We start from the raw sequence: 21,475 nt of genomic DNA, 5'->3' as shown, positions 1-21,475 counted from the left end.
TCCTGGAGAATGAGGCGATGGCACGGCAACCGGACCCCGTGGACAACACTTCCCCTCCGGCCGCACGGCAGCTGGACGAGGGGGAGCTGCGACCTCTGCTGGCCGCTCTGCGGGAACTGCGCGACGGGGACTACTCCGCCCATGTGGAGCCCACCGGTTCCCCTCTGGCGGCCGAGCTGGCCGAGGTGTTCAACCAGGTCGTCGCCCGGCAGCGGCACCGCAGTGAGGAGCTGCACCGGGTGCGTCGGGAGGTGATCCGGCACGGCCGGCTGGACGAGCGGTTGACGCCCAGCCCGGGGCAGGGGGCCTGGAGCGGGGACGTACGGGCGGCCAACTCGTTGATGGACGCGCTGACGTCCCCGGTGTGGCGGGCCACCCGGGTGCTGGACGCGTTGGCGCAGGGTGACCTGAACCAGCGGGTGGACCCGCACGACGGGAGCCGGGAGCTGCACGGGGACCTGCGGCGGCTGGGGCAGAGCGTCAACCGGGTGGTGGACCAGTTGTCGCTGTTCAACGGCGAGGTGGCCCGGGTGGCGCGGGAGGTGGGCACCGAGGGGCGGCTGGCCGGCCGGGCCCGGGTGCGGGGGCTGTACGGGGACTGGCGGACGGTGGCGGAGGCGGTCAACACCATGACCGCCCGGCTGACCTCCCAGGTGCGGGACATCTCGCTGGTGACCCGGGCGGTGGCGCGCGGTGACCTCACCCGTCAGGTGACGGTGGAGGCGACCGGGGAGCTGCTGGAGCTGAAGCTGACCGTCAACACCATGGTCGACCAGCTGCGGGCGTTCGCCGACGAGGTGGCCCGGCTGGCGCGGGAGGTGGGCACCGAGGGGCAGCTGGGCGGCCGGGCGCAGGTGCGGGACGCGTCGGGGGTGTGGAAGGACCTGACCGACAGCGTCAACCTGATGGCCAGCAACCTGACGGCGCAGGTCCGCAACATCGCCCAGGTCACCACGGCGGTGGCGCACGGTGACCTGAGCCAGAAGATCACGGTGGACGCCCGGGGGGAGATCCTCCAGCTCAAGAGCACCGTGAACACCATGGTCGACCAGTTGTCGGCGTTCGCGGACGAGGTCACCCGGGTCGCCCGCGAGGTCGGCACCGAGGGACGCCTGGGGGGCCGGGCGGAGGTGCGGGGGGTCTTCGGGGTGTGGAAGGACCTCACCGACAACGTCAACTTCATGGCCGACAACCTCACCAGCCAGGTCCGCAACATCGCCCAGGTCGCCACGGCGGTGGCGCAGGGTGACCTGGGCAAGACGATCACGGTGCAGGCCAAGGGGGAGATCCTCCAGCTCAAGGACACCGTGAACACCATGGTCGACCAGCTGCGGGCGTTCGCGGACGAGGTCACCCGCGTCGCCCGCGAGGTCGGCACCGAGGGACGCCTCGGCGGACGCGCCCAGGTACGCGGGGTGTCGGGGGTGTGGAAGGACCTCACCGACAACGTCAACTTCATGGCGCTGAACCTGACCTCGCAGGTGCGCAACATCGCCCAGGTCACCACCTCGGTGGCCAACGGCGACCTGTCGAAGCAGATCACCGTGGACGCCCGGGGCGAGATCCTGGAGCTGAAGGAGACCGTGAACACCATGGTCCAGCAGCTGCGGGCGTTCGCCGACGAGGTCACCCGCGTCGCCCGCGAGGTCGGCACCGAGGGACGCCTCGGCGGACGCGCCCAGGTGCACGGGGTGTCCGGGGTGTGGAAGGACCTCACCGACAACGTCAACTTCATGGCCGACAACCTCACCAGCCAGGTCCGCAACATCGCCCAGGTGGCGACCTCGGTGGCGCAGGGTGACCTGTCCAAGAAGATCGACGTGGACGCCCGGGGCGAGATCCTGGAGCTGAAGACCACCCTCAACACCATGGTGGACACCCTCTCCTCGTTCGCCTCCGAGGTGACCCGGGTGGCCCGGGAGGTGGGCAGCGAGGGGCAGTTGGGCGGCCAGGCCCGGGTGGAGGGGGTGTACGGCACCTGGAAGCAGCTGACCACCTCGGTCAACGAACTGGCGCTGAACCTGACCACCCAGGTGCGGGCCATCGCGGAGGTGGCGAGCGCGGTGGCCCAGGGTGACCTGACCCGTTCCATCACGGTGGAGGCCCAGGGAGAGGTCGCGGAGCTGAAGAACAACGTCAACGTGATGGTGGCCAACCTGCGGGAGACCACCCGGGCCAAGGACTGGCTGGAGTCCAACCTGACGCGTATCGCGGCGCTGATGCAGGGGCACCGGGACCTGGTGGAGGTGGCGGACCTGATCCTGCGGGAGCTGACTCCGCTGGTGAACGCCCAGTTCGGGGGGTTCTTCCTGGCCCGGGAGGGGCAACCGCCCAGTCAGGGGCTGGACTTCATCGCCGGCTGGGGCACCGGGGAGCCGTTGCCGGGTTCGGACACCCCGGTGCGGGGGCTGATCGCGCAGGCGGCGTTGGAGAAGCGGCGCATCGTGGTGGAGCCGGCGCCGGCGGACTACCTGAGCATCTCCTCCGGCCTGGGGGCGGCCCCGGCGGTGAGTGTGGTGATCCTGCCGATCGTGTTCGACGAGCAGGTGCTGGGGGTGATCGAACTCGCCTCGTTCAGCAACTTCAACGACGTACACCTGGCGTTCCTGGACCAGTTCAGCCACACCATGGGGGTGTCGATCAACACGGTGCTGGCCAACTCCCGTACCGAGGCACTGCTGTCGCAGTCGCAGCGGCTGACCAGCGAGCTGAGGCAGCGGTCGGACGAACTCCAGCGCTCCAACGCCGAGTTGGAGGAGAAGGCGGCGCTGCTGGCGACCTCCTCGCAGTACAAGTCGGAGTTCCTGGCGAACATGTCGCACGAGCTGCGCACCCCGCTGAACTCGCTGCTGGTGCTGGCCCGGCTGCTGGCGGACAACCCGGACGGGAACCTGTCGGAGAAGGAGGTGCAGTTCGCCGCGACCATCCACCGCTCCGGCTCGGACCTGCTCCAGCTGATCAACGACATCCTGGACCTGTCGAAGATCGAGGCCGGCCGGATGGACGTACGCCCGCGCCAACTGCCCCTGATCAAGCTGCTGGACTACGTGCACGCCACCTTCCGCCCGCTGGCCATGGACCGGGGGCTGGCCTTCGAGATCGGGGTCGGCGAAGGGGTGCCCCGCGAGCTGTACTCCGACGAGCAGCGCATCCAGCAGATCCTGCGCAACCTGCTGTCCAACGCCGTCAAGTTCACCTCCTCGGGAGGGGTGGAGCTGCGGGTCGACCGGGTGCGGGACACCTCCTCCTTCGAGCAGGCCACCCTGCGGGAGGCCCAGGCGGTGATCAGCTTCTCGGTGCGGGACACCGGTATCGGGGTGCCGGCCGACAAGTTGCAGCAGATCTTCGAGGCCTTCGCCCAGTCCGACGGCACCACCAGCCGCAAGTACGGGGGCACCGGGCTGGGCCTGTCCATCAGCCGCGAGCTGGCCACCATGCTGGGCGGCCGGATCGACGTGGAGAGCGAGCCGGGGGTGGGTTCCCGCTTCACCCTGCTGGTGCCCGCCCACTACCCCGGGCCGCTGCCCTCCCCCGACCCGGCGACCATGCGGCCCGCCGAGCTGGCCGCCGTCCTGCCGGCGCCCGCCGTGGCCCGGGTGGACACCGAGTCGCAGGAGGCGCCGGACGAGGAGCGGCCGACCCAGGAACTGTCGGGCGGGGAGGGCTCCGCCGAGGAGCCGGCCAGCGGTACGGAGGCCCCCGCGCCACCGTCGACGGAGCTGGCCACCACCGAAGTCGCCCCGGAGGAGGGGGAGTTCGCCGCCAGCGGCCGGTACGGGGAGTCGGGGCCCAGCGGGTCGGAGGGGACGGTGGAGCGGGACGAGACCGGCTGGCCGGAGACCACCCGGCTCGGCGAGTGGCTGACCGGCCGGCCCGGCGAGGTACTGCCCGGCAACCACATCCTGATCGTCGACGACGACATCCGTAACGTCTTCGCGCTCACCCACGTGCTGGGCCGGGTCGGCATCTCGGTCACCTACGCCGAGAACGGCCGCGAGGCACTGACCGTACTGGAGAAGAACCCGCAGGTCAGCGTGGTGTTGATGGACATCATGATGCCGGAGATGGACGGCTACGAGACCATCCAGGCCCTGCGCGCCAACCCCCGCACCAGCGGGCTGCCGATCATCGCGCTGACCGCCAAGGCCATGCCCGGCGACCAGGCCAAGGCCCTGGACAGCGGAGCCAACGACTACGTGCCCAAGCCGGTGGACGTCGACCGCCTGCTCACCGCCGTCTGCGCGGTGTTGGACCCCGGCGAGACCGACAGCGAACAGGAACCGGAGGAGCCGCGATGACCCACGACGGCACCGCCCTCGGCGAGGAACGCGTCAGCATCCTGATCGTCGACGACATGGAGGAGAACCTCGTCGCCCTGGAGGCGGTGCTGTCCTTCCTGGGGCAACGGCTGGTGCGCGCCCGCTCCGGCGAGGAGGCGCTGAAGGCCCTGCTGCGCGAGGAGTTCGCGGTGGTGCTGCTGGACGTGCTGATGCCGGGGATGGACGGTTTCGAGACGGCGGCCAACATCAAGCGCCTCGACCAGACCAAGGACATCCCGATCATCCTGCTCACCGGCGCGGACGCCGACCCCGACTACACCTACCGGGGCTACGCCATCGGGGTCGCCGACTTCCTCACCAAGCCCTTCGACCCCTGGCTGCTGCGCAGCAAGATCAACGTGTTCCTGGACCTGCACCGCAAGAAGCGCCAACTGGCCGCGCAGACCGAGCAGTTGCGGCAACTGCTGGTGTCCGGCCCGGACACCGGGACCACCGCGGCCGAGGAGGCGACGGCCGAGGACCAGCTGTCGGCGGTGTCCGAGCGCCTGGGCCGGGTGGAGCTGCTACTCAAGGAGCGGGACGACGCCCCGGCCTCCGCGCTGGCCCCCCGCATCACCGACCTGGAGCACTCCGTCAGCGAGCTGAGGAGCGCGCTGGCCGGTGACCGGGGGCACGGCCGGTAGGCGGGGCTAGGGGGCTAGGGCGCGCAACTGCCGGGGGACACCTCGAAGGACCAGCCCTTCTGCCCCTCCGGCTCCAGGTCGCGGTAGCCCGGGTAGCCGCTGGCGGGCTTCTTCCGCACGGCGTCCAGGACCTCCTGGCACAGCCGGACGCTTCCGGCCTTGAGGCCGATGCCGTACTCCTCGTTCTTCTCGGAGAACCCGCCCCGGGCGATCATGTACTCCTTCTCGCGGCCCTTCAGGAAGCCCTTGAGCACGGCCTCGTCCGTGAAGACCGCGTCGTACTGCTTGTGCAGGCCCTTGATGCAGTAGTTGTAGTCGGACCGGGTCTTCACCTGCTTGAACTTGTCGTTCGAGCGGAGGAAGTTGTGGCCCGAGGACTTCCTGACCACGCAGATGCGGGTGTCGGAGGGGAGGTCGTTGACCGACTGCACGATCTCGCGCTGGCCCCTGATGCGCGCCGCGTTGGCGTCGCCCTTGGTGGAGAACCGCTCCAGCATGATCTTCTGCTGGGTGCGGTAGTAGGGGCCGGCGAACAGGACCGGCGGGTCCTCCTCCGTACCGCGCTGGCGCTCCTCGGAGATGCCGTAGCTGCCGATCATCATCTGGATGAATCCGTTGTCGAGCCGGTTGGCGCGCTCCTCCGTCCCCACCGCGACGAAGTTGACGTTGTCGTCCGGGATGCCGAGGGACCTGGCGATGTCCTTGGCGTACTCGTACTCCACGCCGGACCACTTGCCGTCCTTCAGGTCGCTGAGTCCGGGCTGGCCGTCCTTCAGCCCGATGACCCACGGCTTCTCGTTGTTCCGCGCCTGCTCCAGTCGCTCCAGGGAGGCGTCCTCCACCTTGGGCCCGGTGTCCTCCTCGGGCTTGGCGTCGGCGCTCGGCCCACCGTCCGACTTCTGGCCGTCGTCCTGCCGGTCCCACACCAGGTAGCCGCCGCCGGCCAGCAGCACCAGACAGATCGCGGCGGCCACGGCCACCCACCAGCCCCGCCGTCCCGACCGCTCCGGCTCCCCGGGCTCCTCTGGCCGCCCGGCCTTCTTCGGCTTGCCGGACTTCCCGCCGTCGGGGCGCCCGGTCTTCGCCGCCTTCCCCGTCCGGTCCTCGCCCTCCCGCTTCCCCGGGTCCTTGGGCTTGGACTTCTTGGGCTTCTTGGCGGCCTTCGGTTCCTCGGCCCCCTTCGGGCCGTCGGCTACGGGTGCGCCCTCGGCCCGGCTCGCCCCGGAGGCGTCCGCGTTCTGTCCCGCGCCCTGTTCGGCCGGCTTCGGCTTCTCGTCCGGCCCCGGCTCCTCGGGGCTCGACGACTCCAGCCGCTGGTCCAGTCGCGGGTCCCGTGGCTCGGGCCGGCTGCCGCCCCCGGAGGCCTCCACCGCGCCGGCGGCCGTGCGCCCGCGCGGGGAACTGTCGACGATCCGCCGCAGGGTCTCCTCCACCTTCTCGGCGGTGGGGCGCTCCCCGGGGTCCTTCGACAGCAGCCCGGTGATGATCTCGGCGAGCGGCCCTGCGTACAGCATCGGCGGCACCGGGTCGCGGTGGACGGCCGTGTAGACCCCCCAGGGGGTGTCGCCGTCGAAGGGCGTCCGTCCCTCGACCATCTCGAAGAGGGTCACGCCCAGCGACCACAGGTCGGACTGCCGGGTGGCCGCCATCGGGTGACCGGAGACGCCGTAGAGCAGCTCGGGGGCGAGGTACTTGGGCGTACCCGGAGGGATGTCCTCCGGCAGCGTCACCATCTCCGCGCCCTCGAAGGTGGCGATGCCGAAGTCGACCAGCAGCACCCGGTCCTGGGAGAGCACCAGGAGGTTGTGCGGCTTGATGTCGCGGTGCAGCACCCCGGCCTGGTGTACGGCGCCGAGCCCCTCGAGGACCTGGAGGGCGAGCCGGGCCGCGCGGGGCACCGACAGCTGGTCCTCCTGGAGCAGGTCCGCGAGGGAGGGAGCCTTGTGCAGCTCCATCACGATCCAGACCTCGCTGCCGGTCTCGATCACGTCGTGCACCGACACCACGTTCTGGTGCTGGATGTGGGCGATCGCCTGGGCCTCGCGGCGGGCCCGGGCCATCGCCCGCGAGGTGGCGGAGCCGGAGAAGCGTATGCCCTTGAGGGCGACGAACCGCCTCAGCTGAGTGTCCCACGCCTCCCACACCACGCCCATACCGCCACTGCCGATCTCGCGGCGCAGCTCGTACCGGCCGGCGACCACGGTGAACCGTTGCGCCTTCGGGGCACCCGCGTTCCCGGGAACCTCTCCCTCGTCTGCTCTGCGGCCCTCATCCATCCGCGAAACTCCCCTCCCCTAAGAACTGGCCTCCCCGGGCACACCCCGCTCCCACGATCACGGGAACGAGGACGACCTCTGCGGGAGAAAAGTTCCCGCGGTCACGGGAACCTCCGCGGACCGGCCGCGCTGTCGACTGGCGTCCGACACACCGGGCCTGGGCGGTCCCGCGATCACCGAAGATATACCTCCGGCCGGGCCCGGTTCCCCCGGTGGACGAACGGCCTCTGTCCGGGTGGTCGAAGTCCCGCCGAACCCCTTCACTACCCCGCCTGGTGGTCCCCGACTCCCCCGTGCGGCCGGCCTGTTGGGGCGGCGCGAACCCTGGCGGCGGCCGGGCTGACGGTTCGCCGGGGCACCGGGGGCCGGGGGCCGTCGTCGGTACGGGTGAGGGGTGGCGCCCGGCTGGTGGGGTACGGGCGGTCGGGGCGTACGGTCACCTGTTGCGCCGCTGGTCAGGGTGCCCCATCGGGGTACCGGGCCAACCCCCTTGCCGCGCGGGGGAGTTGGCCCGTGCTCACAGCAGCTCGCCCAGTACGGCGGCGAGTTCGGCGGGCCGGGTCATGGGCAGGTTGTGGTTTCCGTCGAGGTCGACGAGCCGACGGCCGGGAACGGCGTCGACCAGGGCGCGGACCTCGTCCCGGCGGGCCGCGTAGAAGCCCTCGCCGGCCAGGACGAACGTGGTCGGAACGGTGAGGTGGTCGTACACGTCGACGCCGGGGAAGACCCTGGCCTCGGCGTCCACCGTGCTGACGGTGACGATCTCCTCGATGGTGGGCCTGCGCAGCCAGTGGTGGTCACGGCGCAGGAAGGAGCGCCGCGTCACCTCCTCGACCAGTTCCGGGCGGGCCCCGGCGTTGAGCCAGTCCCCCTCCGCCTCGCGGACGCACCGCGCGACGTGGGCGCGCATCTGCTCGTCGGTGGCCGACCAGCCGTAGCGGAACAGGGCCCGCAGCCGGTCCGCCGTCTCCGGGGTCCGTAGGGCGGCGTGCTCGGCCAGGGCGGTGTCCCGGTCGTCCAGTACCACCCCGTCGACGACGCAGAGGGCGGCCGGATCCACCAGCCCGTCGGCGACCGCCGCGGTGACCGCGTAGCCACCGGTGGAGTGGCCGACCAGGACCGGCCGTTCCCAGGACAGCGCGGTGACGGCCTCGCCGATGTCGCGCCAGTACCGCTCCGGGTCGGTGGAGGTGACCGGGGTCTGTCCGTGCCCGCGCAGGTCGAGGGCGACCGGATGGCAGTGGTCCACCAGCCGGGCGGCCACGTCCGTCCAGGCGGCGGCGTTGTGTCCGCTGCCGTGGACGAGCAGGAGGCCCGGGCCGTGGCCGCCGAAGTCCAGGGCCGCCAGGGTTCCGTCCCGGACGGGCAGTTCGATGGGGGTACCGCTCATCCGGGCACCCTGTCCGCCCGAGGCCCCGCCCGCAACCGCGTTTCCCCCACCCGAGGGGCGCCCGGCCCGGGGTCCGCGGGGCACGCCTGCCGGGGTCTGCGGGCATACGGTGCCGGGGCGGGCCAGCCGTACGGGCTGGTGGCCCCAACCGGTCGGGGCCACCGTGCCGGGGGACGCCCCGGTGGGTGCCCCCGCCTCAGGGCTCAACTCCCCTGCGGGGTGGGGGGCTTGGGCCGCAGGGGACCACGGGCGGGCGCCGTACCGGCCGGGGCCGGGGGCCGGCCGTACGAGTTGGCGCGGGCCAACCAACCGGGACGGCACCCCGACGGGCACCCCAGCCCCGGAGCCCAACTCCCCCACGCCGTACGGGACTTGGGCCGCAGGGGATTACGGCCAGGCGCTGTCAGTACCTGCCGTCACGGAAGCGGGTCCAGTGGCGGCCACCGTCGTCGGACCTCCACAGGCCCTCGCCCCGTACCGGCTTGTACGAGCCGTGGAAGGAGTCGGCCACGCCGTACAGCACCCTGCCCTGGGCGGAGGTCCGAACGAAGCCGACCGGGGTCCTGAGGCGGGTGAACTCGTCGCCGTCGGTGTCGCTCAGCCAGGAGCGCTTCCTCTCCGCGTCGGTGACGAGGACGCGCCCGTCGGACAGGACGTCCACCTCGGCGTGCAGGGGGAAGTCCTTCATGGGCATGTCCGAGGTGCCGCGTACCGTCCACCAGCGCACCCCGTCCCTGGTGAGGTGCAGGACCGGGTCCTTGGGGAACTCGACCCCCCTGTCGGTGTAGGCCACGAAGGTGCCGCCCCTGGCCGCCAGGTCGATGACGGAGTACTTGGCGGGCAGGGGGTGGGACCGTCCACCGGCGGCCGAGGTGACGATCCGGTGCGGTGTGGATCCCTCCCCCTGGTCGTGCGCCCAGGCGGTACCCCGCCGGCTGTCGACCGTCAGGCCGTTCACCCGGTTGTTGGCCAGGGGTACGGGGGCGACGGTGCGGGTCGAGGGGCGGTAGGCGTACGTGGCCCCGACACCGTCGGTGGTGGCCTCACCGGCCAGGACGTCGCCGGGACGGGTGTTCCGGGGCGTGTCCCGCTTCGTGACGGGGTGCTTCTTCCCGGAAGTGTCGAGGAAGAAGTACTTCCCGCCCAGCTGGGACGGGGCGAAGAGGAAGCCTCCGGCACAGCTGTGGAAGGTGCCGGGGATACCCGTCTCGGCGTTGCTCTTCTCCGCGTGGTCGGCGACCCGCTTGCTCTCCGGGGAGTACAGGCGCCACGCGTAGACGGCCGGCCCCTCGTCGTCGTCCGGGGCGCCCGGGTGGAAGCTCAGCAGTACGGAACCGTCCTCCCCCTGTACGGCCCCGTCCGGGGCGCCGGACACGTCGATGACCTCCTGCGGCGTGGGCCGGGGGTTCTTGATCACCTTCTCGTAGCGGCCCCTGTCCACCGCCTTCTCCCGCTTCTCCGGCTCCCGCTCCTTGTCCAAGTCCCGCTCGGACGAGGTTCCGCAGGCGGTCAGTCCCAGTGCGACCAAGAGGGACAGGGCGAGCGCCGTACGGCGGCCGGCTCGTGGGGACTGCGACACGGGAACACCTCGGTGACGGTTGGCCTGGGACGGGTGACGGACGGTTCGCCCTGTCCGGTCGGTCACCGATGCTCACACGAAAGTCGCGGGCTGACGGAAGCCGTGAGCGGAGTGTGATCCCCCGGCCATGCCGCCGAGACCGGTGGGCGGCCGACCACCGGCGCCCGGCCAACTTCCCCGTGGAGTAAGGAACATGGCCCCCGGCCGTGGGTGACCGCACCGCCGTGGCGCGCACCAGCCCGGCGTCGCCGCACGGGTCACCGTCACCGGCGGTGTTCGCCGGCCCGAGGACCGGGTTCCGGCCAGATCGGACCCCCGGCACCACGACCACGTTCCGTGGTCGTTAGTGTCCAGGGCGTGGTCACCGGAGGAGGGTACCGAGGCGGGTGGGCGCCGTGGGAACCGGTCGTGTGCTGCTCCTGCGGAGCCAGCCTGGCGGTCTCTGGAACCCCCAGGAACCCGGGCAACGAAGCCAGGAAGATCGACCGGTTCGTCAGAAGCCACATCCACCAGAGGACTCGCGCAAGAGCCCCGCACTCTCAGGAGGAGCACCACCGTGGAGTGGAGTTTCACCCTCTGCCTACAGCATCCCCTCACCCGCGAGCAGGCGGATCAGTTCGACCACTGTGACGCCCTGGCCGACGGGGCGATCTCCTACACCCTCGCGCCCGAGGCCCCGGACGCCCACCCCCTGGTCGCCGACTCCACCGCGCTCCGCGAACTGGCCTGCGACATCGAGGCCCCCGACCTGCTGGACGCGGTGGCTGAGGCGGTACGCCGCATCCGGCTGGTGGACGGACTACGCGCGGTCGGTGTCACCCAGCCCGACACCGTGACCCGGGAGGAGGCGGCCCAGCGGTCCGGGACGGACGCGGAGGCCCTCCGGGGGCTGGCGGGCCAGAGCGGCTTTCCCCCGCCCGTGACCGACGAGGGCACCGTGTTGTACTCCTGGAGCCAGGTCGCCGGACATCTGCGGGAGCGGGGCGTACGGGTGGCCGACGTACCCCGCGACCTGGTCATCGCTGACCGGGCACTGCGGCTGGCCGAGGCCCTCGACGGGGCGGACGTGCCCTGGGGGGCGCTGCGCGCCCTGGGGCTGCCCGCCGAGAGCTGAGGGGCCAGCAGCCCCTGAGGACCTCGGCCATCGGGGCGAGCGGGGGCCGGGCCCGGGTGGGAACCCGGCCGGCGCGGCACCCCCTTGAGCCGGCCCAACTCCCCCACGGCGTACGGGACTTGGGCGCCGAACACCCCAGGCCCGCACCCCACCGGGGGCACCGGCCGGCCGTACGGGAAGAGGGGAACCACGGCACGGGTCACCGACAGGAGACGCCGCGTCCGGGGCGGCACCCCGCACCAGGAGCCCCCACGACGTACGGGCCCCGGCAGCACGGCCCTCGGTCAGGCACCGTCGCCAGGAACACGAACCGGCCCCACGGGAAGCTCCGAGACCACCGCACCCACACCAGGGCGCAAACCACCCACACCAGCCACCGAGCACCGCACGGCGAGTATCCCCACAGCCACCCGCACCCGGAACCACCAACCGGCCCCACAGGAAGCTCCGAGACCACCGCACCCACACCAGGCACCCCCAGGCCACTCCGTACCAGGAGCCCAACTCCCCCGCGACGCACGGGGCTTGGGCGCCCGACACCGCCAGGCCCGCACCCCACTGGGGCACCGGCCGGCCGAAGGCCCGGTCCCGGAGTACCGGGGCGGTCAGCGGGCGATGAAGGGGCGGTCGGTGGGGACGATCTCGCGGCCCAGGGGCATCAGCGAGATGGGGATCAACTTGAAGTTGGCGAGGCCCAGGGGGATGCCGATCACGGTGACGCACAGCGCCAGCCCGGTCAGCAGGTGCCCCAACGTCAGCCACCAGCCGGCGAACACGATCCAGACGATGTTGCCCAGGGCGGAGCCGATGCCGGCTCCACGGCTCTCCACCGTGGTGCGGCCGAAGGGCCACAGGGCGTATCCGGCGATGCGGAAGCTGGCGATGCCCCAGGGGATGGTGATGATCAGTACGCAGCAGATGACGCCGGCCAGGACGTAACCGAGGGCCATCCAGAAGCCGGCGAGCACCAGCCAGATGACGTTGAGGAGGGTCTTCACTCCTCCCAGCCTGCCATGTCCTCAAGGCGGGCGATGCGCTGGGCCATCGGCGGATGGGTGGAGAACAGCCGGGACATCCCGCCCCCGCCCCGGAAGGGGTTGGCGATCATCATGTGGCTGGCGGTCTCCAACCGGGGTTCGGGGGGCAGTGGCAGCAGGTTGGTGCCCGCCTCCAGCTTGCGCAGCGCGGAGGCCAGGGCCAGCGGGTCGCCGGTGAGCCGGGCCCCGGCGGCGTCGGCCTCGTACTCCCGGGAGCGGCTGATGGCCAGCTTGATCAGGGCGGCGGCCAGGGGGCCGAGGATCATCACCATCAGCATCCCGACCAGTCCGGGACCGTCGTCGTCGTCGGAGCGGCCGAGGGGGATGAGCCAGGCGAAGTTGACCAGGAACATCACCACCGAGGCCAGGGCGCCGGCGACCGAGGAGATGAGGATGTCGCGGTTGTGGACGTGGCTCAGCTCGTGGCCCAGCACCCCGCGCAGCTCCCGTTCGTTCAGCATCCGCAGGATGCCGTCGGTGCAGCAGACCGCCGCGTGCCGGGGGCCGCGTCCGGTGGCGAAGGCGTTGGGCGCCTGGGTCGGCGAGATGTAGAGGCGGGGCATCGGTTGCCGGGCGGCCGTGGACAGCTCGCGGACCATGCGGTACAGCTCGGGCGCCTCGAACTCGCTGACCGGCCGGGCCCGCATCGCGCGCAGCGCCAGCTTGTCGCTGCGCCAGTAGGCGTAGCCGTTGGTGCCCAGGGCGACCAGCAGCGCCAGCAGCAGGCCCATACGTCCGAAGAAGCCCCCGACCAGCAGGATCAACGCGGACATGCCGCCCAGCAGGACGGCTGTCCTCAGCCCATTGTGCCGGTGCACGTGCGCCCTCCACTGGTGCGGAGCGAGCGTTCACTCGCTGGTCGTCTCCACCTTCCAACGGACCTTCCGTACAGGTGAACGCCGTAGCGAGGGCGTCGGTTCCCCGGGGCGGCGGTCACGGTGGGTGACCGGGAACGGGGTGTGACCGGCGGGTTCCGGCCACCCCGCGCACCGGGGCCCCCGGCCGGGCGGGCGCCCCGCCGCGAGGTCAGAGCAGAGGGGTCAGAACAGGGGGGTCAGAACAGGGGCAGGCCGGTGAAGCGCAGCACCAGTTGGGGGGCGCCGGACAGGACCAGGCCCAGCACGGCGGTCAGCCCGATCACGGTGGCCAGCGGGCCGCCGACCCGGGGTGCCTCCACCCCGATGTCCGCGCCGGTGGCCGGGGCGTCCTCGGGGGCGGGGCGGAACAGCAGGGCGGTCCAGCGCAGGTAGTAGTACAGGCCCAGGACGACGTTCACGGCCATGACCACCGCCAGCCAGCCCAGTCCGGCGTCCACCGCCACCTGGAACACCGCGACCTTGGCGAACAGTCCGACCACCCCGGGCGGCAGGCCGGCCAGGCACAGCAGGAAGAAGGCCAACGCCAGGGCGGCCAGGGGCTGTCGGGCGTACAGGGCGCGGTAGTCGGTGAGCCGGTTGTCGGTGGAGTGGGCGGAGCGGGTACGGCCCACGTGGGCGGCCACCGCGAAGGCGCCGAGGTTGACCACCGCGTACATCAGGGCGTAGGTCAGGGTGGCGCCGACCGCGTCCGCCAGGGCGCCACGTCGTCCGGCGGCGGCGATCGGCACCAGCAGGTAGCCGGCCTGCGCCACCGAGGACCAGGCCAGCAGCCGTACCGCGCTGTGGGCCCGGTCCGCCACCTGGCGCAGCGCGGCGACGTTGCCGACGGTCATGGTGAGCGCCGCGAGGACGGCCAGCACCGGACCCCACACCTGGTCGTGGGAGGGGAAGGCCCGTACGGTCACCAGGATCAGCCCGGTGAAGCCGACCGCCTTGCCGATCACCGACAGGTAGGCGGCGATGGGCAGGGGGGCGCCCACGTAGCTGTCGGGCACCCAGAAGTGGAAGGGCGCGGCGGCGGCCTTGAAGGCGAAGCCCACCAGGGTCAGCCCGACCCCGGCGGCGGCGAGGGAGCCCAACTGGGGGTGTTCCAGCTGCCGTAGGCCGTCGGCGACCGCGTCCAGGTGCACCGCCCCGCTGGAGGCGTACACGAAGCTCACGCCCAGCAGCATCACGGCGGTGGCGGTGACCGAGGACAGGAAGAAGGTCAGAGCGGCCTCGGAGGAGCGGCGGTCGCCCCGGCGCAGGCCCACCAGCGCGAAGGAGGGCAGCGAGGCGACCTCCAGGGCGATGACCAGGGTGACCAGGTCGCGGGCGGCCGGCAGCAGGGCGGCCCCGGCGGCCGACGACATCAGCAGGAACCCGTACTCGCCGGCCGGCAGGCGTTCCTCGGCGAGGGTGGGCAGGGACAGCAGCGCGGTCAGCAACGCCCCGCCCAGCACCAGCAGTTGGACGGTGAGGGTGAAGTCGTCCACCACGTAGGAGCAGGCGTCCGGGCCGGAGGTGAGGCAGAAGGTGGCGCGGTCGTCGCCGAGGGCCAACGGCAGCAGCGCCAGGGTGGACAGCGCCAGTCCGGCGACGGTCAGCCAGCCCAGCAGCCACTTGCGGGCCGGCGGCACCCACAGGTCGGCCAGCAGCACCGCCAGTCCCAGTACGGCGGCCAGGGTGGGCGGGGCGATCGCCAGCCAGTCGATGGACTGCACGGTTCCGGCGGCCAGGGGGGCGGTCATCGGGCGACTCCCGGAAGCAGGTTCTGTACGGCCGGGTTGGTCAGGCCCAGCAGCACCGCCGGCCACAGCCCGGCGAGCAGGGTCAGCACCACCAGCGGGGTCCAGGCGGCGAACTCCACCCCCCGGACGTCGGCCAGTACGCCGCCGTCACCGGTACGGGGTGCCCGCGCCGGGTCGCCCATGCACACCCGGCGCACCATCACCAGCAGGTAGGCGGCGGTCAGCAGGGTGCCCAGGGCGGCGAAGGCCAGGCACACCAGGAAGGTGGCCCGGTTGAGGCCCTCGGCGGGGTGGTAGGCGCCGAGCATGGCCAGCAACTCGCCCCAGAACCCGGCCAGTCCGGGCAGCCCGAGGGAGGCCACGGCGGCGAAGGCCATCAGCCCGCCCAGCCGGGGGCTGCGCCCGTACAGTGCCGCCCCGGTGCCCAGGTCGCCGGCCAGGGCGCCCAGTTCGGTGGTGCCGGCCCGTTCCTTGACCGCCCCGACCAGGAAGAACAGCAGGCCGGTGATCAGTCCGTGGGCGACGTTGGCGAACAGGGCGCCGTTGACCCCGGTACGGGTGAGGGTGGCGATGCCCAGCAGGACGAAGCCCATGTGGCCCACCGAGGAGTAGGCGATCAGCCGTTTCAGGTCGGCGGACCGGCCGCCCCGGGAGGGCATCACCAGGGCCAGGCAGGCCAGCGAACCGTAGACGATGCCGACCGTGCCGAAGGCGGCCAGGTACGGGGCGAGGGTGCGCATACCGTCGGGGGCGACGGGCAGCAGGATGCGCACCATGCCGTAGGTGCCCATCTTCAGCAGTACGCCGGCCAGGAGTACCGACCCGACGGTGGGGGCGGCGGTGTGGGCGTCGGGCAGCCAGCTGTGGAACGGCCACATGGGGGTCTTGACGGCCAGTCCCGCCCCGATGGCCAGCACCGCCAACAGCTGTGTGGTGTGGGTGAGCTGGCCGGGCCCGTCCTCGGCGAGGGCCACCATGTCGAAGGTGCCGGCGCGCAGCCCGACCAGCAGCAGGCCCAGCAGCATCACCACCGAGCCCAGCAGGGTGTAGAGGATGAAGCGCCAGGCCGCCCGCTGCCGGGTGCCGTCCGGGGTGTCCTGGCCCCAGCGGGCGATCAGGAAGTACATCGGGATCAGCACGGTCTCGAACGCCAGGAAGAACAGCACCAGGTCCAGCGCGGCGAAGGTGGCCAGGGTGCCGGTCTCCAGCAGCAGCAGCAGCGCCACGAAGCCCCGGGCGGACGGGCCGGCCGGTGGGCGGTGGTAGGAGTACAGCGCGCACAGGAAGGTCAGCAGCGCGGTCAGCACCACCAGCGGCAGCGAGATGCCGTCCACACCCAGGTGCAGCCGGATGTCCAGGGCGGGAATCCACGACAGGTCGGTGGTGGCCTGCATCCGCCGCGCCTCGCCGTGGTCGAAACCGGCCGTCAGCAGCAGGGCGCACAGCAGCACCAGCCCGGTCACGGTCACCCCGTGGCGCAGCACGGCCTGTTCGGGGTTCCGCCCGCGCAGCCCGGGAGGGGCCGGCAGCAGTGCGGCCACCGCGCCCAGCGCGGGCAGCACCACCACGGCGGCCAGCAGCAGCCGCAGGGCCGTACCGTCGGGGGAGAAAGCGGCGAGGGTCACGGGGTCACGCTCCGACGAGGTCGGCGAGGAGCAGTACGGCGGCCACGCCCAGCGCCAGCGAACCGGCCAACAGCACGCTCACATAGGTCTGTACGTTGCCGGTCTGGGCGCCCCGGGCCAGGGCACCCATCAGCCGGGGCGTGCCGGCGGCGGCCCGCACATAGGTCTCGATCACCTCGCGGTCCAGGAACCGCACCAGCCCGGCGGCGGCCACCGTGGGCCGCACCAGCAGCCGGTGCACCAGCCCGTCGAGGTGGAAGCCCAGGGCGGCGTGCCGATGCAGGGGGCCCAGCAGCAGCCGGCCCGGGTCACGCAGCCGCGCCGACGCCCCCTCCGACGGGGCCCGGGACAGCAGGTGGCGCCAGGCGGCGTAGGACAACAGCGCCCCGAGCAGGGCGGCGGCCGTGGCCAGCACCGAGGTGGTCAACGTCGGCCCCAGCGGACGGTCGTCGAACCAGCGCGGCAACCAGCCGTACAGCAGCCCGAACGCGAACGAGGGGACGGCCAGCAGCCACAGCACGGCCACCATCACCGGCGGCACCCGGGTGGGTCCCTGGGTCGGGGGGTGCCCGCCGGGCTGGGCGGACGCCTCGGCCTGGCGGGGCAGTTGGGTCTGCTCCGGCTGCGGCGCGGCCTGGTCGGCTCCGGCCGGCTGCTGCCCGGGGGACTGCGGCGCCGGCCGGGGCCCGGCCTCCGGCAGCGCCGACCATCCCGAGGCGAGCAGCCACAGCCGGGTGGCGTAGGCGGCGGTCAGCAGGGCGGTCAGCAGCCCGGCGACCAGCACGATCCAGCCGGCTGCCGCCGGTACGCCCTGCCCGGGGTGCAGGGCCTGGTGTTCGGCCGCGCCGAGTACGGCCTCCTTGGAGAAGAAGCCGCTGAACGGGGGGACGGCGGCCAGTGCCAGCAGTCCGACGGTGAGCGTCCAGAAGGCGTCCGGGGCGCGGGTCCGCAGGCCGCCGTCGGCGGCCATCCGGGTCAGCGAGTTGGTGCCGGCGGCCAGGATGAGCGCCCCGGCCGCGAGGAACAGCAGCGCCTTGAACGCGCCGTGGGACAGCAGGTGGAACACCGCCGCACCCCGGTCGCCGACCGCCAACGCCCCGGCCATGTAGCCGAGTTGACCGACCGTGGAGTAGGCCAGTACCCGCTTGATGTCGTCCTGGGCCAGCGCCGCCAGGGCCGAACCGACCATGGTCACGGCCGCCAGCAGGCCCAGCACCACCAGGGCGGCGGCCGAGGCGAGGAACACCGGCAGCAGCCGGGCCACCAGGTAGACGCCGGCGGCCACCATGGTCGCCGCGTGGATCAGCGCCGACACCGGGGTGGGGCCGGCCATGGCGTCCGGCAGCCAGGTGTGCAGGGGGAACTGGGCCGACTTGCCGGCCACCCCGGCCAACAGCAGCAGGGCGATCAGGGTGGGGTGGGACAGTTCGAAGTCGGAGAGGGAGGAGGTCAGCCGGGTCACGATCCGGCTGATGCGGAAGGTGCCGGCCTGGTCCGCCAGGGCCAGGACGCCGATCAGGAAGGGCACGTCGCCGAGCTTGGTGACCAGGAAGGCCTTGAGGGACGCGGCACGGGCCGCCTCCCGTTCCCAGTAGTGGCCGACCAGGAAGTACGAGCAGATGCCCATGACCTCCCAGCCCACCAGCAGCACGATGAGGTCGTCGGCGTACACCACCAGCAGCATCGCCGAGGTGAACAGTGACACCAGGGCCGCGTACGAGGGGTAGCGGGGGTCGTCACGCAGGTAGGCCGTGGAGTACAGCTGTACGCAGCTGGCCACCACCCCGACCAGCACCGCCACCAGGACCGCGAACCCGTCCAGGTTCAGGGCCAGTTCGATCGGCAACGCCTCGTTGCCGGTGGGCGCCAGTTCGGTGACCGCCCGTACCGGCTCACCGCCCCCCTGCTCCACGGCGACCAGTACGGCCGCCACGGTGGCCGCCAGCGTCGGCAGCACGGCCAGCGGCTGGACGAAGCCGGGCGCGGTACGCCCCAGCAGCAACCCGGCGAGCGCCCCGCACAACGGCAGCAGCGGAACGAGTACGGCGAGGGTGGTCGTGGTCACGCGGTGGCCTCTCCCCTGGTCAACGGGTCGGCGGCACTGTCGGAAGCCGTGGTCGTCCCAGCGGTGTCGGGGCCCTCGGGGGCGTCCGCGTCCTCTGGGCCGTCAGGGTCCCGTCTCTCCCGCAGGTCACGGAGCCGGTCCAGGTCGGAGGTGCCCCGGTTGCGGTACACCAACAGCACGATGGCCAGACCGATGCCGATCTCCGCCGCCGCCACGGCCACCACGAACAACGTCAGGGCCTGCCCCGCGTGCAGGGTGTCCCGCAGCCACACGTCGAAGGCCACCAGGTTGAGGTTGACGGCGTTGAGCATCAGCTCCACCGACATCAGCACCAGGATCGCGTTGCGCCGCGCCAGCACCCCGTACAGGCCCACGCAGAACAGCAGGGCGGCCAGCACCGCCGGGTACGCCAGATGCATCAGCGGCCCTCCCCCGCCCGGTCACCGGACGGCCGGGCGTCCCCCGGGCCGGCGTCCCGGCGCCGGGACAGCACGATCGCCCCCACCAGGGCGGCCAACAACAGCACCGACAGCGCCTCGAAGGGCAACACCCAGTGCCGGAACAGGAACTCGCCGGTGACCCGGGTGGAGCCGCCGGAGCCGGCGGCCCGGTCCAGGTCGATCCAGGTCGACCGGAAGGCGTCCACCACCAACGTCACCAGGGTGGCCGCCGAAGCCAGGGCCACCACCGCCGCGACCGGCCGGTTGCCGGAGTCCGCGTCGGGGCTCGGCCCCATCGGCGCCCGGGTGAGCATCAGCCCGAACAGCAACAGCACCACCACCGAGCCCACGTAGATCAGCACCTGCACCCAGGCGATGAACTCGGCGGTCAGCAGCAGGTACTCCACGGCCACCCCGCCGAGGGCCACCACCAGCCACAGCGCGGCGTGCACCAGCCGCCTGGTGGTGACGGTGACCAGGGCGGCGCCCAGGGTGGCGAGGCCCACCGTGAGGAACACGACCTCCACCCCGGTCGGGGACAGGAAACCGGGATGGCCGGCGGCCAGGGTCACGGCTGCTCCTCCCCGTCAGCGGCGCCACTCTCTTCGGCGTTCTCGGCGTTCTCAGCGTTCTCGGCGTTCTCGGCGCTCTCGGCGTTCTCGGCCGCCAGCCGTTCGGCGGCCTTCTCCGCCGCCTTGCGGGCCGCGCCGACCTCCTTGGGCTCCTCGGCCCGTTCGTCCAGCGCGGGAGGTTCGGGCACCGTCCACATCCACTCGCGCAACCTGTCCCGCTCGTGGGTCAGTTCACGGATGTCGGTCTCCGCGTACTCGAACTCGGGCGACCAGAACAGGGCGTCGAAGGGGCACACCTCGATACAGATACCGCAGTACATGCACAGCGAGAAGTCGATGGCGAAGCGGTCCAGCACGTTGCGGCTGCGCTCACGTCCACCGGGCGCCACCGGGGGCACCGTCTCCTTGTGCGAGTCGATGTAGATGCACCAGTCGGGGCACTCCCGGGCGCACAACATGCAGACCGTGCAGTTCTCCTCGAACAGGCCGATCACGCCCCGGCTCCGCGGGGGCAACTCCGGCGCCACGTCCGGGTAGTGGGCGGTCACCGACCTGCGGGTCATGGTCCGCAGGGTCACCGCCAACCCCTTGGCCAGTCCCGAGCCGAACGAGGAACGGTTCTTCCCGGACACCTGGGGCTGGTCAGGCCGGCCGGTCACTGGATCACCACCTTGATCACCCCGGTCAACGCGATCTGGAACAGGGCCAGCGGCACCAGCGCGGTCCAGGCCACCCGCTGCACCTGGTCCTCCCGCAGGCGCGGGTAGCTCACCCGCAGCCAGATCACCACGAAGGCCAGTACGCCGGTCTTCACCAACATCCACAGCCAACCGAGCTGGTCGGCGGCCGGCCCGTGCCAACCGCCCAGGAACAGTACGGCGGTCAGGGCGCACAGCACCACGATCCCGGCGTACTCGGCCAGCAGGAACAGCGCGAACCGCAGCCCCGAGTACTCGGTGTACGCGCCGAAGATGATCTCCGAGTCGGCGATCGGGGCGTCGAAGGGCGGGCGCTGCAACTCGGCCAGGCCCGCGGTGAAGAACACCAACCCGCCGACCACCTGCCAGGGCACCCACCACCACTCGAAGGCGTCCAGCATCCCCGGCAGCGACAGGGTGCCGGCCGCCATCGCCACCGAGGCGGCGGCCAGCAGCATCGGCAGCTCGTAGGCCAGCAGTTGGGCGGCCGTACGCAGCCCGCCCAGCAGGGAGAACTTGTTGGCCGAGGCCCAGCCGCCCATCAGCGAGCCCAGCACGCCCACACCCATCACGGCCAGCACGAAGAAGATCCCCGCGTCGATCACCTGCCCCACCGCGCCCCCGGGGGCCAGCGGGATGGCGACCAGCACCAGCAGGTACGGGACCAGGGACACCGCCGGCGCCAACTGGAACACCCGACGGTCCGCCCCGGCCGGGACGATGTCCTCCTTCTGCGCGAACTTCACGCCGTCCGCGACCAGTTGGGCCCAGCCGTGGAAACCCCCGGCGTACATCGGACCCACCCGGCCCTGCATGTGGGCCATCACCTTGTGCTCGGTCTGGCCCACCACCAGCGGCAGTACCAGGAAGGCGACGAGTACGGCCAACAGCCGCACCCCGACGTCCAGGACGTCGCTCACCTCTCGCCCTCCTCACTGGACGGACGCCTCGGCGCCTCCTCGGGGGAGTTGGTCCCCTCCCCGGTCCGTTCACTCCCGGCCTCGGACCCCGCCTCGGACCCCGCCTCGGACCCCGCCTCGGACCCCGCCTCGGACCCCGCCTCGGACCCCGCCTCGGACCCCGCCTCGGACCCCGCCTCGGACCCCGC

The 21,475-nt window shown here is 72.2% G+C and carries 15 protein-coding genes; 3 read left to right on the top strand and 12 right to left on the bottom strand.

Translation table 11 applies throughout. The annotated features are described in order from the left end of the window. Window positions 1-17 precede the first annotated feature (17 nt). Together ABZT14_RS16550 and ABZT14_RS16545 are read left to right on the top strand one after the other, a co-directional pair. On the top strand, window positions 18-4,298 hold the full coding sequence (locus ABZT14_RS16550) for a HAMP domain-containing protein (RefSeq protein WP_356302577.1): 4,281 nt from the start codon (window positions 18-20) through the stop codon (window positions 4,296-4,298). Further along, complete coding sequence (locus ABZT14_RS16545) at window positions 4,295-4,963, top strand: response regulator (RefSeq protein ID WP_356302574.1); 669 nt, start codon at window positions 4,295-4,297, stop codon at window positions 4,961-4,963. Before ABZT14_RS16550 ends, ABZT14_RS16545 begins: the two co-directional genes overlap by 4 nt. Before the next feature lie 14 nt (window positions 4,964-4,977). Here ABZT14_RS16545 and ABZT14_RS16540 read toward each other — a convergent pair whose 3' ends face one another. From ABZT14_RS16540 to ABZT14_RS16530, 3 genes are all read right to left on the bottom strand, one after another. Beyond that, a complete protein-coding gene (locus ABZT14_RS16540; RefSeq protein WP_356302571.1) occupies window positions 4,978-7,239 on the bottom strand; it encodes a protein kinase in 2,262 nt (753 codons plus the stop codon). Window positions 7,240-7,756: 517 nt separating this feature from the next. After that, window positions 7,757-8,629, bottom strand: a complete 873-nt coding sequence (locus ABZT14_RS16535; protein WP_356302568.1) for an alpha/beta hydrolase — start codon at window positions 8,627-8,629, stop codon at window positions 7,757-7,759. A gap of 403 nt (window positions 8,630-9,032) precedes the next feature. Further along, window positions 9,033-10,208, bottom strand: a complete 1,176-nt coding sequence (locus ABZT14_RS16530) for a hypothetical protein (protein ID WP_356302565.1) — start codon at window positions 10,206-10,208, stop codon at window positions 9,033-9,035. Between the two features lie 556 nt (window positions 10,209-10,764). Here ABZT14_RS16530 and ABZT14_RS16525 point away from each other — a divergent pair. Further along, on the top strand, window positions 10,765-11,322 hold the full coding sequence (locus ABZT14_RS16525; protein WP_356302562.1) for a hypothetical protein: 558 nt from the start codon (window positions 10,765-10,767) through the stop codon (window positions 11,320-11,322). A 605-nt stretch (window positions 11,323-11,927) separates the two neighbouring features. On the opposite strand, the gene ABZT14_RS16520 is transcribed toward ABZT14_RS16525, so the two are convergent. The 9 genes from ABZT14_RS16520 to ABZT14_RS16480 form a co-directional block, all read right to left on the bottom strand. Further along, complete coding sequence (locus ABZT14_RS16520) at window positions 11,928-12,320, bottom strand: YccF domain-containing protein (protein ID WP_356302559.1); 393 nt, start codon at window positions 12,318-12,320, stop codon at window positions 11,928-11,930. Next, window positions 12,317-13,177, bottom strand: coding sequence for a zinc metalloprotease HtpX (gene htpX / locus ABZT14_RS16515; RefSeq protein WP_356302556.1), 861 nt, complete (start codon window positions 13,175-13,177; stop codon window positions 12,317-12,319). The genes ABZT14_RS16520 and htpX overlap by 4 nt, the downstream gene beginning before the upstream one ends. Window positions 13,178-13,413: 236 nt before the next feature. Then, entirely contained in the window at window positions 13,414-14,967 is a 1,554-nt protein-coding gene (locus ABZT14_RS16510; protein WP_356302553.1) for an NADH-quinone oxidoreductase subunit N, read from the bottom strand. Further along, window positions 14,964-16,556: an NADH-quinone oxidoreductase subunit M gene (locus ABZT14_RS16505; protein ID WP_356303116.1), complete on the bottom strand. Its 1,593-nt coding sequence runs from the start codon at window positions 16,554-16,556 to the stop codon at window positions 14,964-14,966. Before ABZT14_RS16505 ends, ABZT14_RS16510 begins: the two co-directional genes overlap by 4 nt. Window positions 16,557-16,596: 40 nt before the next feature. Next, window positions 16,597-18,657 carry an NADH-quinone oxidoreductase subunit L gene (locus ABZT14_RS16500; RefSeq protein ID WP_356302550.1) on the bottom strand — a complete coding sequence of 687 codons (2,061 nt, stop codon included), beginning with the start codon at window positions 18,655-18,657 and terminating at the stop codon, window positions 16,597-16,599. Then, window positions 18,654-19,076 (bottom strand): NADH-quinone oxidoreductase subunit NuoK, encoded by a 423-nt coding sequence (gene nuoK, locus ABZT14_RS16495; protein ID WP_356302548.1) that lies wholly within the window; start codon window positions 19,074-19,076, stop codon window positions 18,654-18,656. The genes ABZT14_RS16500 and nuoK overlap by 4 nt, the downstream gene beginning before the upstream one ends. Next, entirely contained in the window at window positions 19,076-19,669 is a 594-nt protein-coding gene (locus tag ABZT14_RS16490) for an NADH-quinone oxidoreductase subunit J (RefSeq protein WP_356302545.1), read from the bottom strand. The genes nuoK and ABZT14_RS16490 overlap by 1 nt, the downstream gene beginning before the upstream one ends. Continuing rightward, window positions 19,666-20,232 (bottom strand): 4Fe-4S binding protein, encoded by a 567-nt coding sequence (locus ABZT14_RS16485; RefSeq protein WP_356303113.1) that lies wholly within the window; start codon window positions 20,230-20,232, stop codon window positions 19,666-19,668. Before ABZT14_RS16485 ends, ABZT14_RS16490 begins: the two co-directional genes overlap by 4 nt. Window positions 20,233-20,324: 92 nt before the next feature. Next, complete coding sequence (locus tag ABZT14_RS16480) at window positions 20,325-21,287, bottom strand: complex I subunit 1 family protein (RefSeq protein WP_356302543.1); 963 nt, start codon at window positions 21,285-21,287, stop codon at window positions 20,325-20,327. Between the last annotated feature and the right edge of the window lie 188 nt (window positions 21,288-21,475).

This window comes from Streptomyces sp. NPDC005438, from assembly GCF_040606315.1.
Lineage (GTDB): Bacteria > Actinomycetota > Actinomycetes > Streptomycetales > Streptomycetaceae > Streptomyces.
Note: the sequence above shows the minus strand (reverse complement) of the source record. Positions and strands in the feature narration are given on the sequence as shown.

Coding starts and splice junctions, on each gene's coding strand:
- ABZT14_RS16550 (WP_356302577.1), top strand. CDS start 18: ATGGCACGGCAACCGGACCCCGTGGACAACACTTCCCCTCCGGCCGCA.
- ABZT14_RS16510 (WP_356302553.1), bottom strand. CDS start 14,967: ATGACCGCCCCCCTGGCCGCCGGAACCGTGCAGTCCATCGACTGGCTG.
- ABZT14_RS16545 (WP_356302574.1), top strand. CDS start 4,295: ATGACCCACGACGGCACCGCCCTCGGCGAGGAACGCGTCAGCATCCTG.
- ABZT14_RS16540 (WP_356302571.1), bottom strand. CDS start 7,239: ATGGATGAGGGCCGCAGAGCAGACGAGGGAGAGGTTCCCGGGAACGCG.
- ABZT14_RS16535 (WP_356302568.1), bottom strand. CDS start 8,629: ATGAGCGGTACCCCCATCGAACTGCCCGTCCGGGACGGAACCCTGGCG.
- nuoK (WP_356302548.1), bottom strand. CDS start 19,076: ATGCATCTGGCGTACCCGGCGGTGCTGGCCGCCCTGCTGTTCTGCGTG.
- ABZT14_RS16485 (WP_356303113.1), bottom strand. CDS start 20,232: ATGACCCGCAGGTCGGTGACCGCCCACTACCCGGACGTGGCGCCGGAG.